Genomic DNA, 16,173 nt, shown 5'->3' with positions numbered 1-16,173 from the left:
GTGAAAAAGTGAATATTTCAATGAGATACAATCCTTATAAAGTTGAAACACAGCTTTGGATTAATAGTGAGAACTTAATGGATACAACTAAGTTTGGTGCTTTCAAGCATGATCGACTACAGGTATGGGTAGAGAGATTATTCCCTATGCTAGTGGAAGAGTTAAATGAAGATGCATTTTTCCTAGAGTTTATTGGTACACTGGTAGATTTTGAGGATATACAGCAAGTTAAAAACCTGTATCCAAATATTGAATTAGTTCATATACCGGTTGAAGAAAATAATGACAAATTTAAACAATTAGAAGAACTTGTTCAAATGATGAAAGAAGGTCCGTTTGAACAATTGAAAGATGAAAAGATTGAAGTGAATTTCCAAAGAGCATTACAAAGTGAGTTTGAAATTGCTGTTATTGCTACGATGAGTTCAGGTAAGTCAACATTAATAAATGCCATTTTAGGTCAAGATCTAATGCCATCTAAAAATGAGGCGTGTACGGCAAAGGTTTCACGTATAAAAAACAATCCAAACATTGAAAACTATTCAGCAGTTGCATATAGCGAAAATGGTCAAATACTAAAAATTATTAATAATGCTAGAGTTGAGGATTTCAATTTATTTAATAATGACCCTGAAATTCACTTAATCGAAATTGAAGGGAATATTCCTTACATAAAATCCGGAAAAATGAATTTAGTATTAGTCGATACACCGGGACCAAATAACGCAATGGATGGATCACATCGACAACATACATTATCAGTTATCAAAAGTGATGATAAACCAATGGTGCTATATGTATTAAATGCCACATCGTTACGTACGGATGATGATTTAGCATTACTGCGAACTGTAGCAGATTCCATGGCGGTCGGTGGAAAGCAGTCTAAGGACAGATTTATTTTTGCAATGAATAAATCGGATGAGTTTGATCCAGAAAAAGGTGAAAGCATTAGTGGTGCTTTAATAGGGGTGAAAGAATACTTAGAACAACAAGGTATTGAAAATCCAAATATTTATCCAGTCTCAGCTCAAATTGCGAAGGTGATTCGTAAGAAAAAGAATGGATATAATTTAACTCGTTCTGAGAATGCAGATTACTTCGCGAAAGACTTATTCCTTGAAGAGCCAACGATGCATTTAAATCAATATGCACCATTAAGCCCGTCGTTGAGAAATAGTATTGAGAATCAAATTTTGAAATCAAGTGATGAAGATCAAAGGGTTGTGCACTATTCTGGAATTACAAGTATAGAGGCAACTATTAATGAATATTTGGAGAAGTATGCAATTACATCTAAGATCACGAATGCCGTTAATACATTCCAACGTATTGTTGAACAAGAAGATATGAATAACAAGCTTAAACAGGCTATTCTAGAAGACTCCGAACAACGAGAAGAAATTGCGCGGATTATAAAAAAAATAAAAAAAGAATTAAATAGTGGCAATAAGGCACAAGAATTTAAAACAAGAATTCAAAATATGGAGTTAATCATTGATGATTTTTTTGTAACTACAAATAAAAAGGTGTTTAAACTATTGTCCGCTATTAGTAAAAAGCTTCGTAGTAATGAAAAAATAAAGAAATATGAAGCAGAACTCCTTTTGGCTAAAGCACAAAAAGATGTCTTAATGATGCAAGATGATTTAGTAACTGACTTAGAAGTAACAATTAGTAATGTTCTACATTCTACTGCTGAACAATACGTCAATGAGTATCGGACTTATATTCAAGGAGTTACAAATTTTATATCAAATAGTATTAAATTAAACAGGTGGGATAAGGCTTTAACGGGTGACAGTGTGGATGTGGATGACTTAATGGGACGCTTCAGTTACGAGGAACAAGAAGTTGTTGGTACTAAAACTGTGATTAATCCAGATAGGACGTGGTATACATTTTGGAGACCAAAATATATAGAGCGCAATGTTTATGGAAATGTAGAATATGTAAGTATGAAAAACTTATCTGAAGAATTCTTATTACCAATTGAAGAACAAGTAACAATTAATATCGAAGATGCAATTAAATTTACTCAAGCAGAGTTAAAACGATTGCAAGAATTCTTCATTTCTGAAATTGACCGATTAGAGGAAATTTTAAAAGACCGTGTTAATGAGATTGATAGACTAGCAAACCAACATGAACAATTAGAAGAACAATTAGTAGAAAATCGAGAGAAACAAAAATGGTTAGATCAATTTATCGAAAAACTAGATGCTATTTTAGAGCTAAAAGAAAAGGCAGGAGTAAATATATGAGTAAATTAAATCAAGCAATTGCAGAAGAAAATATTATTGAAATAAGAAATTTATTAAAAGCATATTTAACAGGAGATCCATCTGATTCGGACTCGACAATTCAGCAAAGCTTAAACAAAATTCAAGCAAGCGGAATTGATATTTGGCAGCCCCATGACGGTAAAACGTTAAATACAACATCTCAGGCTGCATGGGACGAAGATTACTTTGTAGACTCACAAGTTGATTTACGGATGAATTTTTCACAAGCACGTTTTATACATATGCTTGAAGTAGGAAAAAAAGTGTATGGACCATTTATACCGCATTCAAATTCTCAACAAAATCAACCTTCACGTCCAATAAGTACTAATCCAATAAATACTAAACCTAATACGCAACCAGTGAATGTTAGAAAAAAGAATTCAACCCTCAAGTGGGGAGCAGTGGTACTTGGGGCAGTTATTCTAATGACTGTAATAATCAAAATAGTCAATTCGAACAACAATTAAAAAACACTGCGAATATAATTTTTGAATATCTTGATGAACTTAGAGCGAGAGGTAAGCAACCATCACAGAAATTGGTTGGTTTTATATGTAAATTGGCTGATGGTGAATTTGTTCGTAATGAGGATCTCGAAAAAGTAGAATCTGATCGAAAATTATTGAATCATTACATTTCAGAGTTAGAGCATGAACGTTCACAGAAAGAAGCACTTCAAAAAGAGATAGAGCTTTTAAAAGAGTATTCAGAACAAGTTACAACTAATCGTCAATCATTTACTGAGTCATTCGAAAATGTTAAAAATAAATTTGATAAAAGTAAAAATGGAACTAAAAATGACATTGGTGGAATAGTAGAGTTCGATTGATTTGGAGGCAAAACGCAATGAACGATCTAATGACACTTCAGCAGCAAGTAGAGCCTGCTTTAAATAATGCAACAAAGTTCATGGAAAAATCCTATTTACATGAATTAGGCAACTATAAAGTAGTTAGTGTAGCACAAGATATGATTTATAATGAGTCGAATGTGGGGCGCCATATTCGACTCTTCCGAATAGAAAAAATTGTTTATGACAAAAATGAAGATATTACTGAGAAATTAGTGAATGTATACAATGCTCTAGGAAACTTAAATAATTCATTAATTGTTATTATTGATAGTAATGGTAGCGAAGTTAACTTTTATTTAGGTACACGTTCAAATCAGGTGTCTATTGCACAAGAGAGCATGCAGAAAAGTATGAAAGGAAACTTTCCGGGTACAAAATTAATTAAATTTAAAAATAGTGATTATACAAGTTTAATTAACAATGTTATTACAGGTGAAAAAGAACGATTAAGAAGAACGGTTGCAAGTGTTTCGGGGATACCCGCCATGAAGGATACAGAAAAAGAATCGTATGTGCAGGGCTTTGAAAAACTTATTAATGCAATGCATGGTGAAAAGTTTTCAGCAATATTAATTGGTGATGCTGTTTCGGTTGATCAAGTATCTGAAATAAAGCTAGGATATGAAAATATGTATTCAGCTTTATCAAAATTTCAAAAAATAGGGTATACTGCCGGTAAAAATGAAAGTCAAGCATTAGCTGAGGGAATTAGTGAAGGAGTTACGGATTCAGTAAATGACAGCATTGGTTTAACACAAAGTTATACGAAGTCCCAGACTGATGGTACTAATAACTCAAGCACAAAAGGTTCCAATAAAGGTATTTCAATTACTCCGTTGGGTATTGGCGGTAATACTGGAGCTAATAAAAGTGATACGTTTGGAGTAAATCATTCTAAAACCTTTTCAGATACAAATGGTGCAACTAAGACTACTGGTTCATCAAAAGCAACGACTCAAAATGTTACAAATAGTTCTACAACGACAGAAGGATCTAGCCAAACCTTGCAAATTCATATGGAGGATAAGAGAATTACTGAATTATTAGAAAGGATCGATTTACATTTAAATCGCTTAAATAGTGCCTCTGATGTAGGTTTATGGCATTATGCTGCGTACTTCCTAGCAGATGATGAACAAACTGCTACTGTAGCAGCCACAAATTATCAAGCAATTATAAGAGGAAAAGAATCATCAATTGAGGGTTCTGCAATAAACGTGTGGAATTCAGAGCATAGAAATAACTTACCTGTTCGTGAATCCTTAAAACAATTACAGCATCCAAAGTTTCAAGTTAATCATGCTGGTTTAGACTTGGTAACAGGTAGCACACTTGTTAACACGCGTGAACTAACTATTGCTTGTGGTTTACCAAGAAAATCAATAAAAGGCTTACCCGTTGTAGAAATGGCTGAGTTTGGTCGCAATGTTTCATTCTTATCAGAGCAGAAACAGATGCACGCAATTGAACTTGGAGACGTCTATCATATGGGAGAAACTGAACAATCACCTGTTCAACTTGATATTAATAGTCTGGCTATGCATACCTTTGTAACCGGATCAACAGGTTCGGGTAAATCCAATACAATTTATAGAATGTTAGATGAATTAATGAAAGAAAATATTAAATTCCTTGTACTTGAACCGGCAAAAGGCGAATACAAGAATGTTTTTGGTGGTTATCAAAATGTAAATGTATTTGGTACAAACATAAGACAAACAAAACTTTTAAAAATTAATCCGTTCTACTTTCCTGAAAATATCCATGTGCTAGAGCATATTGAAAGATTAATTGAGATCTTTAATGCTTGTTGGCCGATGTATGCTGCAATGCCAGCCGTTTTAAAAGAAGCAGTTGAAGAAGTGTATCGTCGCTGTGGATGGCAACTTGAAACCTCGATGAACTTTAATAGAGATGCACATTATCCTACGATGAAGCAGTTGGTTGAAGTTTTGCCGAAGGTGATTGAAAAATCAGGTTACTCTGAGGAAGTTAAGAGTAATTACATAGGCGCGTTAGTTACACGTATAAAATCTTTGACTACGGGCTTATTAAGCAGTGTGTTTGTAGAAGATGAAATAGATAATAGCCTTCTATTTGATGAGAATTGTATAATTGATTTAAGTTTAATTGGCTCTGCTGAAACCAAATCACTTGTGATGGGTATTATTTTTATGCGATTACAAGAGCATCGAATGGCTCTCGCTAAAGTAATGAACATACCATTGAAGCATGTCACAGTCTTAGAAGAGGCACATCATCTATTACGAAGGACATCGGATATACAATCAAGTGAAAGTGTTAACTTACAAGGTAAATCAGTAGAAATGATTACGAATAGTATTGCAGAAATGCGTACATATGGAGAAGGGTTTATTATTGTAGATCAATCTCCAAATCTCTTAGACCCGTCAGCTATTCGTAACACAAATACCAAGATAATACTACGTCTCCCGGATTCTGCTGATCGTCTTTTAGTGGGTGGAGCTGCGGGCTTGAATGAACAACAGTTAACTGAAATTGCAAAACTACAAACGGGTGTTTCAGTAGTATACCAAAATAATTGGTTAGATCCAGTTTTATGTAAGGTTCATGAATTTAAATCCCCCAAACCTTATAGTTACTCATTTGATATCAAAGCTCAATTAAAAGAGCGTAGAGAAGTAGCTTCATTTGTATTAACATCGCTATTATCTAATAAATATGATTCAAAACTTTTAGTAGAGACAATAAAAGAAAACTCAAAGCTAAATACAATGTTGAAAATCCAGTTATTAAAAGAAGTAAAAGATAATTGTAAGGATTTAAGTGTATTAAAAAGGGGCAATGAAGCAATTTTAGGAGAGGTCATTAATAGTTACATCCCTGCAGAAGAAATTATTGCATTCGCAAGTACTGGTTTCACACTTGAAGATTTTAATTTTAAGTTTCAGAAAGCACTGGCAACTTTTATTGGACACCATGAGTTCAAAGAAATTATCCAGGAATGTTTAATGATTTATTACTGCAAAATAAATCCTTCTTTTCAAGAGTATTACTTACAATGGTTTGAGCATAAGCAGAAAGGAGTGATTATTTAATGTCGTTAATTGGCAGTGCTTTATCAGAAGTTAGCAAGGCTAGTACTGAGGTCACCAAAGAAGTGCCCAATATAGAATCCCCAAATGATTTACCTACTTCAAATACAGAAGAAGTTGAAGCACCATCGGATTCAGGTGAATCAAGATATATTATTTGTAGAAATGAATCTTTAGAGGGAGACCGACATCCCATAACAGGAATTGAATTTGAAAAAAAAGAAATTGAATTACCTGATGGAACACGTATTGAAGGAGTCTTTCCTAAGTTCGACTCATTATTTGATGCAAAATTAGATGAATCACAATATGAAGAATCTGATGCAAAACAATTTAAAGAGGCAAATAATCAGCTGAAAAATGCGATAGAAAATGACCCTAAAGTTAGGGAGCAATTTTCAGACCAGCAAATTGAGCAAATTGAAGCAGGTGATACCCCTGAAGGTTATGTATGGCATCACTCTGAGGAAACGGGAACCCTCCAACTAGTTGATTCAACTATACATGCTCAAACAGGTCATACTGGTGGTCGGAGTATTTGGGGCGGCGGTAATGAAAGTCGATAAACAAGGGGGTTCTCAGAATGAAGTGGGTATTAACCAAGCCGTTAGAAAACAGGCATTCATTGAAAGAATTTGAAGAGAAAAACGGAATTCAATTTCCGAAGAGTTTTACTGAAGTTGCATTAAATAACAACTATGGCCGTCCAAGGCCAAATGTTTTTGATACAATTAAAACAAAAGAACGTATTGCAAAAGCTCTTTTATCTTTTGATAAAAAGCACTCAGAAAATATTTGGGAAACATATAATGCAGTAGTAAAACAACTACCCGCTGATGTTTATCCATTTATGATTGATCAATTTGGAAATTATGTATGCTTTTACTATGATCCATTAGTAGATGCTCCTTCTATAATATTTTTTGACCTTGAGAGCCAAAAAGTAGAAAAGATAGCTGAAACTTTTGAACAATTTATTACACTGTTTTATGAGATATAATAATTTATCTATCCAAAAAATGTCCCAAAAGTAGTTTGACCAACATTAAGCTCCTTCTAAACAGAGCATATACAGCGCCTCGTGATATGAGCAAAGAGCAATTGATGTTTTCGTACCACTTGGACTGCAGTCTTATAAATATTTTATTTGTATAATTTAAATTGATTTGAATGGAGAAGTTAACATGAAGAATTTTTTTCAGAAAGCCGGAGGAATATTAAAAGACAAGAATATTTCTATTCCTATAACTTCTGGAATGTTTAGTTGGATGCTCGAGAGTCAAACTGAGAAAATTGAGTCTGAAGGTTTATATAATATTGAAGTAGTGTTTAGAGACAATCATATACGGATTACTGGTACAGCAAAAAAGTTGCTATTAAAGATTCCATTCTCAATTGTGCTGACTCCTTCCAGTGCTGAAAAAAGAATTATTAAATTTGATACTGGCTCTATGACACCTCTTAATCATGATTGGATAAAAAAGAAAATATTTAACAATCCACCTTATGTCAATTTTGAAAATGACTTACTACATATTAATTTAAATGGATTTGAAAAAGTAAGGGCTATACCTGTTGGACAAATTCTAGATTTTAAAATTGAAGACGATAAGATGTGGGTAAGGCTAGGACTGTAACCATAAAGGGGATTATAGACCGGCGTTTCAGAAACTTCATAATAGTACTACATTCTCGGTACAGTTAAAGATGTCTGTTTGTGAAAGAGCAAGAGGAACAGACCCCTGTTTGTTTTCATCCATTCCTTTAAGGGGAAAATCGGAGTAGAAAGCGAAGAAGGAGTTGGAACGGATTTTATCATTAATTTTCCAGTGTTGAACGATGAGCCAAGGGGACAGACCCCTTGGCTCTTTACTATTGATAATTAACAAAACCCGGAGCAGGATCCAACTCCAAAACATCCTTAGGTTTCATCAGCGGCTCATCCTTTTTATAAAACACTTTGAACCCGCCGTACTGAATAGGCTCCTTTTGCACAAATTCATTGTACCCGGATCTTTTGATGGCATCCAATCCATGGCCGTCGAAATTGATGACGACTTCTGTGTTGTCTGTGGGTTGGATGGAGTCCTTGTTGATGAGGACATTTCCTGCGAATTGATGGACGATGACCATTTTGTCGGGCAGTCCATTTTCGGCTGTCAGGTTTGATACATAGTCAATTGCCTCTTGTATTTCCTTCCCATCGACTGTGCCCAGATCCACTCCGGGAATTTGTCCTTCTTTGACATGGAATTCGGTATCGATGGCTAAGTGGACGAAAGGCAGTTTCAGGTATTTTTCCACCGATTTCACCTGGTTCATGACGGTATCACGGGCAAGCTGGATATCCAGGATCAGCAGGGCGTTGTTTTCTTCGGCCAATTTCGCATATGTTTCAATATCTTCGCTGGCTGTCGGGTGTATGTAATCACCATCATCTCCCGGGCTCCGCTGGGCGACGGTCGAAATCAATTCAATTGCTGGGATGGCTGGCCGTTCAGGGTCCAGTTCGGAATATTCCTTGGTTTGAGCCAGCAATTTTTCCATGAACACTTCAGGACTGTATTCTCCCAGGATTCCCATGTTTTTCGAATTGGGATGCCCATAGTAGGAGACAATTCTATGTTCCTTAAGCGGTCCGTCTGTTTGATCTTCAGCACCAGCTGTCAGGGTCTGACCTAAAGGAACACTTCTTTTCGTGCTGCCCCCATGTGCCTGCGTCTTTGGCATTTCCTCAAGCTGCTGACTTGTGTAATTGGTTTTCAGCGGCTGTGCCCCTTGAGAAGGTTCGATTGCTTTATATGATGCTTCACGTGCAAATCTGGGTGACTTTGCAGCTTCTTCAAGCGTATACTGCATCTCACTAAGAGTCAGCTTCGACTCTTCATGCATCTTTGATCCTTCCTCTGACGACGTTGCCGATTGCGAGCAGCCTGCTAACATCAAATAGGGGATGGCTGCCAGACAAGCCCCTGTTCTCAATCTCTTATTCACGTAATCCCACCTAATAAAAATTTAAGGGGACAGGTCCCTTGGCTCCATTTGTGGTTGGGCTGGGGACCTGTCTCTGTTAACCTCTTTACCCTCTGGGAGGGGAATCTATTACTCAATGATAACATCCGTTGAAATGTATCGCCTTTTAGAACACTTTTTCCAACTAATCACAAAAGGTGTCTCGCAGAATGGCAGGCTATTTTCCAATTACCGACTGCATAACGTAGTAAACTTTTACTGCGCTATAAATAACATTTGGTTTAGTCGGGTTCATAAAATATGTATCCAAAAAAGAGTTCGATTGAATGGATTTAGTTTAGTTCATTTGTTTACATTTTCTCCTCCATCATTCGGAATGCTTTTTTACTTTGTATGGGGAATAGTTGTGGAAAACTAGAAATTAATGGATAATAATCATTGTGGAAAAAGGGTTAAAGGAGAGGTAGGTATGTCTGAAATAGAAAATCAAAATAGTGTCCCAGATACAATTTTTATTAGCCATGCTAGTAAAGATCGAGAATATGTGAAAGAACTAGTAAATTTGTTAACCCCCTTAAAAGTTCCAAATATAGTTTGTAGCTCATTGAATGGATACCATATACCAAATGATAAGGATATATATAAATATTTAGCTCAAAATCTCAATAGGAACGGACGGGTTATATTTGTATTATCTAAAAACTATTATGATAGTGCAGCTTGCTTAAATGAAATGGGAGCTTGTTGGATACTTAATAAGAGTTATACAACTATTTTAACTCCTAACTTTGAGTATGAAGAAATAGCCGGTGCTGTCAATCCAAATCAAATGTCATTTAAACTCAATGATGAAGATAGACTTTGTGAATTTATTGAGAGCATAAAAAGTGAGTTTAATACAACCGGTTTACCGACAATGCAATTAGCTGAATTAGTTAAACTAACTATTCAAAATGTAAATATTATTGCTTACGATGAAAAAGTTAAAATGGAGAAAGCGACTTCTAATATAGAAAGCATTAGAAACAGGGATGGTAAGTTAGAAGTTGCTTTAAGAGTAATTAATCCTACTCTAGATAGAATTAAAATAGACTCTATTATTTTTGATTTTAAGGACGATCAGCAATACACATTAAAAGTGGAGCAAAGGGATTTAGATTTGCTACTTTATAAAAATGAAAATAGGATTTTTCATTTTGAATTAAATTATGAGGACAGTAATTTTAATTTTTACCGTTCAGTAAGTCAAGATGTTGAACTACGTACATATATTGATGCATGGTAGGAGGTAATTGAAATGAAAGTATATTTAAATCCAGAGCAAGAAAAAATGAGAGATAAAATACAAGATTTATATAACGAGGCAATGGATTATTTTAAAGGTAAATCATTCAATATTCCCTCGAATCGTATGGAAGAAATAATAAATGAAATGGGAGTTCTGTGTCATAGTCTACATATGCAATTAAATCCTAAACCTAAACATCACAAATATTTAATTGAAAATAGTGGTATGCAACCGGAAGATCCAAATTTCTATTACCATATTCATACGATAGAAGACTTGCTGAAATATTTGGAAGACCCACATGCAAATGATGATCCAGAAGATATTACTTTAAATCAAAAATTTGAATTTAAAGTCTATACTAGAAGATGGGGACATTACGATTTGTATTATGTCACACGTAATAAAGATGGGTGGTATATATCTCATTTATCTCATAATGGGCAGGGCGGAAAGAATGCAGAACCTGTATTAAGTTATATATTAAGGCATGATAGTGTTTCCTATCCCCAAAACCTTCCGAGCATAATGGAAGATATCTGGATGAGAGCTGAAGATGAGGGGCTAACAAAGGAACAAGTTCAAGAAATGTTGAATCAAGTAGCAGAATGGGTAAGTATTGTTGAAAGAAATTTTCCGGATAATATCGCTAGATAAGTGAATAAACTTCCTAGATTTTATCTCGATGTCCAAGTGTAGGTATTCTTTATGTTTAAAAGGGAGCTTTATTAAAATAGGGGACTTCCACTATCGGGTGCTTATTCTTTGGAAGAACAACTAGCACGCAAAACATAGCATTTTGCTTCTAAGTACAAAACACTGTGAGCAGAGCATAATTATTAAAGGCGGTCACTGCGAAGTGATCGTTTTTTCGTATTTGACTCTTACTGTACAGCGTAGGTCTTTAGATTTTATATAAGGTTATCAGGTAAACCTTTATACAAAGCCTTCTACTTGTTGGGGCAATAGGAGCAAGTAGCATAGATAGGTGAGCATATATCAACAGACGAAATTAGTTTTAGCACAACAAGATTACTCCCAAGTATATCCTCTTAGAAGAAGTCATTTTGAACTTGCCATCCAAGACTAAAGTATCTACTTAAACCAAAACCATCAAATATTTATCCAAACTCTAGAAGGTAAAAAAACTGTGTATATGACTGAAAAAAGATAGTGACCTAATAAAAACCAGATGCTTAAATCTAAATTGATTTTAAGAATAATTGTTTTGAAATAAAAATATTTTAGAAAATTACTAGTAGAGGAGTCCAGATTTATGAAGTATACAGCTGACAAGATGGGGGATTTATTGAAAGGATTAGAGGATACATGGTTGCCGAATGAACTAGCACAACTTTATTGTAATTCGAGAACAGAAATGAATATTAGGGACAAGTTCACTAATCATTTTGCTAATCAACTTAAAGGCAATCCTTATTTTTTTATACAACGTGAATGGAAACGAACCGATTTAACTTTGATTGAATACGTAAATCCGTATACTCAACCTGCAGCAACTTTTGAGTTTAAAGCTCGTCACACTTATCATATAGCCCAAACAGAACGTGGAGTGAGAGGTGGTAAAAGTGGGTATGAAACGACATTTTATGGTGATGGAACAGATAAAAGGAAGAATGGTCTTAAACAGGACATAGATAAGTTGGCAAGCTATGCGGATAATTATCCTTGCTATCATATATTAGTAGGGGTTCACCCATTAGAAACAATTCCAGAAAAGTACCTTGTTTTTAAAAATGATTGCAAAGAATTATTACTGATAAACAATTCACTTAACAATTATGGTAGTGCTGCTGAGGTCGAAATACGTTGTGATCAGAATGTAAAACAGTTTTGCAAGAAAGTTAATCATGACTTCATTAAGTTAGATTATTCCATAGGGGAGGCTCTAGATATTGAATGGAAAATGTTCATTTGGGTAATGTACAAAAAGAATAGATTACATATACAATAATGAGCCATAACTATCAAAACCAACACTAAAGTCACAACTCTCCAATTACTTACATGAATTTTCCATATGGAGTATAATAGGCTCAGAAGTAAGGGGAATTGATGAAATGAAAGCTTCAGAAGAATTTATTAAGCAGTTAGTAGAACTTTATCAATTATACTTACAAAATGTAAATGAAAAAGTAAAAAGAAAACTACATTAGTTACTTATCTTCGACATTCAGGCACATTCGTAAGTTGGATAAAAGGTGACTTTGAGTTTGGGATAAATATCAAGAAGAATAAGTAATAGATAGGGGTAGCGTAGATGGTATTTAGATTTGTTTTCCAAGTACCTACAGATTTAGATATTTCTCGTCTCGAAGCTTATTATTACTCCCTTGGATTGAGGGGAGATGTAATAGTTTGGGAGATGGAGGATAATGGAGAAGAAAATTTATTAGGATTTGTTAACATGGCAACACCAACAAAGGTAATTGAAATTAAGTCAACAGATGTTGCTTCCAGGCTAGAAGGAAGAATCGCACATGAGATAACTCATATTTCATTAACTAATAATAGATTTAATAATATATGTTATCATGATGAACCGATTTGTCTTGAAAACAAGTATCTTGAATTCACCAATCAATTCTCTAATTTTCTTCATCATCAAGTATTATATCCGAAATATATTTATAATGGTTTTACTTTAGAGGATGACATCGATATTGTTCAAAGGTTTTATATGGATGCTAATAACATAGAACAAATGGTTCTAGCTTTTCAATCAGAGGATCGATTCGCCAAAGCTTGGGTAATTATTAGTATTATGAACGACCTGCTTCGTCTAGCGGATAGAAGAGATATTCTCATTGATATTATTGGAATACACCTACGAGAAGCGATTGATATTGCAGAAGAGGTGTTGAATGAAATTGGAATAGTTAATAGTCTCGAAGAATATCTAAATTCAAAGTCGATAATTGAACAAAGATTTAATCTTCCTATTTTCGAACTTGATGAAGAAAAAAATTAAGCCAAGGGGATAAGCCAAGGGGACTGACCCCTTGGCTCTTTTTGTGGCTGGTCCGGGAACCTTGTCTCCGTTAATCTCTTAGCCTGAGGGCAAAAAGCGTACCACAAAATAAGCCGCTGAGCTTCCGGAATTTCTGGATAAAGCTCTTCTTCCTTACAGCCTTCGCCCAACTTGACATTCCCCGCCATTCAATAAATGATAAGGTTAATAAATATGAGGATGATTACAATGAATGATACGGTAAATATTTTAATTATCGAAGACGATGAGGACATTAATCGCCTGCTGTGCAATATTGTGAGCAAAAGCGGCTATTCGCCAAAGCCGGCTTATTCGGGGACGGAAGCATTGATTTACCTGGATTCCGGGAAGTGGGATATGATCCTGATTGATCTGATGCTCCCTGGATTATCCGGTGAAGAGCTCCTGAAAAAGGTGACGAGTGAGAGCAAGATCCCCGTGATCATCATTTCGGCGAAGCTTGAGACTCAATCAAAGATTCATGCGTTAAGAGCCGGGGCTGATGACTACATAACCAAGCCTTTTGATATTGAAGAGGTATCTGCCAGGATTGATTCATGCCTGAGAAGATATCGCAGCCTGTCGGGTGCGCCGGTAACGAATCAATTGACCCATAAGGATATTCTTTTGGATGTGGACGCTAAGACTGTGAGCGTGAACGGGATTCAGCTTAAATTGACAGCCAGGGAATACGATATATTGCTTCTGATGGTGTCGTCCCCTCATAAGGTTTTTTCCAAGGCGAACCTTTTCGAGAGCGTGTGGAATGAAAAATACCACGGAGATGAAAATACGATCAATGTCCATTTGAGCAATATCAGGAGCAAGCTGGTGAAAGCAAATAGTGATGAAGAGTATATTGAAACGGTCTGGGGAATGGGCTATAAGCTCAAATCTTAAGGTTTTCTTAAGGATTTCCTTAAGGGTTTCTTATGTTTTCCTTCTTATAGTATAAGAGTGTTCAAAGCTGAATAATGACGTAAGGAGGAAACTCTTCATGAATGACGATGTATTGACGACCAGCCAGTTGTCAAAAAAATATCAAAAGAATATGGCGCTTGATAAAGTGAGTGTAAAGATAAAAAAAGGCTCCATTTATGGTTTCATCGGACAGAATGGTGCCGGGAAATCCACGCTGATCCGGGTGATAACAGGACTTGCCTATCCAACCACAGGGACGTTTGAGTTATTTGGAAAAAGCAATGAACGGGATATCATCGAGGCCAGAAAGAGAATCGGCACCATTATTGAAGGGCCAGCCTTATATCCTCAGATGACGGCCAAGGAAAACCTGGAAGCACACCGCCTTTTGAAAGGCATACCAGGCAAAGAGTGCATCGGCAAAACACTGAAGCTTGTTGGTTTGCAGGATACAGGAAAAAAGAAAGCGAAGAATTTTTCTTTAGGAATGAAGCAGCGCCTCGGACTGGCGATTGCCTTACTGGGAGATCCTGAGTTTTTGATTTTGGATGAACCTATTAATGGGCTGGATCCTATGGGGGTTGTGGAAATCCGGGAACTGCTGAAAAAACTGAACAGGGAATATGGCATCACGATTTTGATTTCAAGCCATATTTTAAGCGAGCTGCATCTATTGGCGACCCATTATGGCATCATCCATAAAGGAGAGCTGCTGGAACAGTTATCTGCGAAGGAGCTTCAAGAAAAATGCCAGCAGTACCTGCATATCAAAGTGGATGATCCAAGCAAGGCGGCAACCATCATAGAAAGCCGGTTATCTGCTCCTGATTTTGAAGTGATGCCGGATGGAACAATCAAACTGTTTGCCTCTGTTGATGCACCGCGAAAAGTCTCCAAAATGTTAACCGATGAAGGCTTGATCATCGAAGAGTTCATGCCGATGGGAGAAGATTTGGAGACATATTTCACCAATCGCATCGGGGGTGTCCAGCATGGGTAACTTAGTGAGAACAGAGTGGTATAAATTAAAGAAAGATCGCTCATTCCGATTCCTGAGCTGGATGCTGCTTGCTGCAGCAGTGCTGTTTCCTCTTCTAGAATTCGACAATGGCGCTACAGGCCTGCCGGCAGTAAGTGATTTCTACCGGGAAAGCATTCTTGGGCCGCATGCCAATATAGTGAAGCTGATCCCCAGTATTCTCGCCGGTTTCTTTATTACGAGTGAATACTCCATGGGGACGATGAAAAGCATCGTATCTTCAGGGAAAAGCAGGCTGAGTATCTACTCTGCGAAGTTAATCGTGTTTTCCATTGGAGCCGTCATCATATCATTGATATTACCTATCGTGATGACAGGGGCGAGTGCTGTCTATTTCGGATTTGACAGTATGCCTGAACTCTCCTATTATCTTCAAACCATAGTGCTGATTATTTTATACGGAGCTGCCTTTGCCTCCATCATGGCGATTTTTTCAATCCTGTTCACGGACAGCGGAAAAACGATAGGGTTTTTATTGCTATTCTTTATTTTTGCTGACTGGCCGCTGCAAATGCTGGCAGCCAAAGTGCCGTTTTTTGAACCGATACTCAATCATTCTGTTTTTAAGCTGATCTATGACATCAGCATCGTGAACAGCTTGAACAGCAGTGACTTGTTTTTCATAATAGTGATTCCCATTCTGACGTTCCTGCTGTTTTGGGGAATAGGCGTCTATATGTTTAAACGAAAAGAAATCAAGTAACCAGAAAGCGGGTGAGGTCCA

Annotated in this window: 15 protein-coding genes; 14 read left to right on the top strand and 1 reads right to left on the bottom strand. The window is 36.1% G+C overall.

The window, feature by feature from the left end; all coding sequences use genetic code 11:
• Positions 1 to 8: 8 nt before the first annotated feature.
• From Q9R36_RS09220 to Q9R36_RS09190, 7 genes are all read left to right on the top strand, one after another.
• Entirely contained in the window at positions 9 to 2,264 is a 2,256-nt protein-coding gene (locus tag Q9R36_RS09220) for a dynamin family protein (protein ID WP_311224974.1), read from the top strand.
• Entirely contained in the window at positions 2,261 to 2,755 is a 495-nt protein-coding gene (locus Q9R36_RS09215; protein ID WP_311224973.1) for a hypothetical protein, read from the top strand. Before Q9R36_RS09220 ends, Q9R36_RS09215 begins: the two co-directional genes overlap by 4 nt.
• A gap of 92 nt (positions 2,756 to 2,847) precedes the next feature.
• Positions 2,848 to 3,117, top strand: coding sequence for a hypothetical protein (locus tag Q9R36_RS09210; protein WP_311224972.1), 270 nt, complete (start codon positions 2,848 to 2,850; stop codon positions 3,115 to 3,117).
• Positions 3,118 to 3,134: 17 nt separating this feature from the next.
• On the top strand, positions 3,135 to 6,221 hold the full coding sequence (locus Q9R36_RS09205) for an ATP-binding protein (protein ID WP_311224971.1): 3,087 nt from the start codon (positions 3,135 to 3,137) through the stop codon (positions 6,219 to 6,221).
• Positions 6,221 to 6,784, top strand: a complete 564-nt coding sequence (locus Q9R36_RS09200) for an HNH endonuclease (RefSeq protein WP_311224970.1) — start codon at positions 6,221 to 6,223, stop codon at positions 6,782 to 6,784. The genes Q9R36_RS09205 and Q9R36_RS09200 overlap by 1 nt, the downstream gene beginning before the upstream one ends.
• A gap of 17 nt (positions 6,785 to 6,801) precedes the next feature.
• Positions 6,802 to 7,218 carry an SMI1/KNR4 family protein gene (locus Q9R36_RS09195; protein ID WP_311224969.1) on the top strand — a complete coding sequence of 139 codons (417 nt, stop codon included), beginning with the start codon at positions 6,802 to 6,804 and terminating at the stop codon, positions 7,216 to 7,218.
• A gap of 184 nt (positions 7,219 to 7,402) precedes the next feature.
• Positions 7,403 to 7,855 carry a hypothetical protein gene (locus tag Q9R36_RS09190; protein WP_311224968.1) on the top strand — a complete coding sequence of 151 codons (453 nt, stop codon included), beginning with the start codon at positions 7,403 to 7,405 and terminating at the stop codon, positions 7,853 to 7,855.
• A gap of 235 nt (positions 7,856 to 8,090) precedes the next feature.
• Here the strand turns inward: Q9R36_RS09190 and Q9R36_RS09185 are convergent, their stop codons facing one another.
• Complete coding sequence (locus Q9R36_RS09185) at positions 8,091 to 9,212, bottom strand: hypothetical protein (protein WP_311224967.1); 1,122 nt, start codon at positions 9,210 to 9,212, stop codon at positions 8,091 to 8,093.
• A gap of 448 nt (positions 9,213 to 9,660) precedes the next feature.
• On the opposite strand from Q9R36_RS09185, the gene Q9R36_RS09180 reads away from it, so the two are divergent.
• From Q9R36_RS09180 to Q9R36_RS09150, 7 genes are all read left to right on the top strand, one after another.
• Positions 9,661 to 10,476 (top strand): toll/interleukin-1 receptor domain-containing protein, encoded by an 816-nt coding sequence (locus tag Q9R36_RS09180; protein ID WP_311224966.1) that lies wholly within the window; start codon positions 9,661 to 9,663, stop codon positions 10,474 to 10,476.
• Positions 10,477 to 10,488: 12 nt separating this feature from the next.
• Positions 10,489 to 11,136 carry a hypothetical protein gene (locus Q9R36_RS09175; RefSeq protein WP_311224965.1) on the top strand — a complete coding sequence of 216 codons (648 nt, stop codon included), beginning with the start codon at positions 10,489 to 10,491 and terminating at the stop codon, positions 11,134 to 11,136.
• Positions 11,137 to 11,755: 619 nt separating this feature from the next.
• A complete protein-coding gene (locus Q9R36_RS09170) occupies positions 11,756 to 12,451 on the top strand; it encodes a hypothetical protein (RefSeq protein WP_311224964.1) in 696 nt (231 codons plus the stop codon).
• 306 nt (positions 12,452 to 12,757) lie between these two features.
• Positions 12,758 to 13,468 carry a hypothetical protein gene (locus tag Q9R36_RS09165; RefSeq protein WP_311224963.1) on the top strand — a complete coding sequence of 237 codons (711 nt, stop codon included), beginning with the start codon at positions 12,758 to 12,760 and terminating at the stop codon, positions 13,466 to 13,468.
• A gap of 228 nt (positions 13,469 to 13,696) precedes the next feature.
• Complete coding sequence (locus Q9R36_RS09160) at positions 13,697 to 14,389, top strand: response regulator transcription factor (protein WP_311224962.1); 693 nt, start codon at positions 13,697 to 13,699, stop codon at positions 14,387 to 14,389.
• Between the two features lie 97 nt (positions 14,390 to 14,486).
• Positions 14,487 to 15,410, top strand: coding sequence for an ABC transporter ATP-binding protein (locus tag Q9R36_RS09155; RefSeq protein ID WP_311224961.1), 924 nt, complete (start codon positions 14,487 to 14,489; stop codon positions 15,408 to 15,410).
• Positions 15,403 to 16,152 (top strand): ABC transporter permease, encoded by a 750-nt coding sequence (locus tag Q9R36_RS09150; protein ID WP_311224960.1) that lies wholly within the window; start codon positions 15,403 to 15,405, stop codon positions 16,150 to 16,152. The genes Q9R36_RS09155 and Q9R36_RS09150 overlap by 8 nt, the downstream gene beginning before the upstream one ends.
• Positions 16,153 to 16,173: the final 21 nt, after the last annotated feature.

This window comes from Bacillus sp. AG4(2022), from assembly GCF_031844465.1.
GTDB lineage: Bacteria > Bacillota > Bacilli > Bacillales > Cytobacillaceae > Bacillus_AB > Bacillus_AB infantis.
Note: the sequence above shows the minus strand (reverse complement) of the source record. Positions and strands in the feature narration are given on the sequence as shown.

Bases quoted from the DNA above. Each gene is read 5' to 3' on its own strand.
- Q9R36_RS09215 (WP_311224973.1), top strand. From the start codon at position 2,261: ATGAGTAAATTAAATCAAGCAATTGCAGAAGAAAATATTATTGAAATA.
- Q9R36_RS09205 (WP_311224971.1), top strand. From the start codon at position 3,135: ATGAACGATCTAATGACACTTCAGCAGCAAGTAGAGCCTGCTTTAAAT.
- Q9R36_RS09200 (WP_311224970.1), top strand. From the start codon at position 6,221: ATGTCGTTAATTGGCAGTGCTTTATCAGAAGTTAGCAAGGCTAGTACT.
- Q9R36_RS09195 (WP_311224969.1), top strand. From the start codon at position 6,802: ATGAAGTGGGTATTAACCAAGCCGTTAGAAAACAGGCATTCATTGAAA.
- Q9R36_RS09190 (WP_311224968.1), top strand. From the start codon at position 7,403: ATGAAGAATTTTTTTCAGAAAGCCGGAGGAATATTAAAAGACAAGAAT.
- Q9R36_RS09180 (WP_311224966.1), top strand. From the start codon at position 9,661: ATGTCTGAAATAGAAAATCAAAATAGTGTCCCAGATACAATTTTTATT.
- Q9R36_RS09175 (WP_311224965.1), top strand. From the start codon at position 10,489: ATGAAAGTATATTTAAATCCAGAGCAAGAAAAAATGAGAGATAAAATA.
- Q9R36_RS09170 (WP_311224964.1), top strand. From the start codon at position 11,756: ATGAAGTATACAGCTGACAAGATGGGGGATTTATTGAAAGGATTAGAG.
- Q9R36_RS09165 (WP_311224963.1), top strand. From the start codon at position 12,758: ATGGTATTTAGATTTGTTTTCCAAGTACCTACAGATTTAGATATTTCT.
- Q9R36_RS09160 (WP_311224962.1), top strand. From the start codon at position 13,697: ATGAATGATACGGTAAATATTTTAATTATCGAAGACGATGAGGACATT.
- Q9R36_RS09155 (WP_311224961.1), top strand. From the start codon at position 14,487: ATGAATGACGATGTATTGACGACCAGCCAGTTGTCAAAAAAATATCAA.
- Q9R36_RS09150 (WP_311224960.1), top strand. From the start codon at position 15,403: ATGGGTAACTTAGTGAGAACAGAGTGGTATAAATTAAAGAAAGATCGC.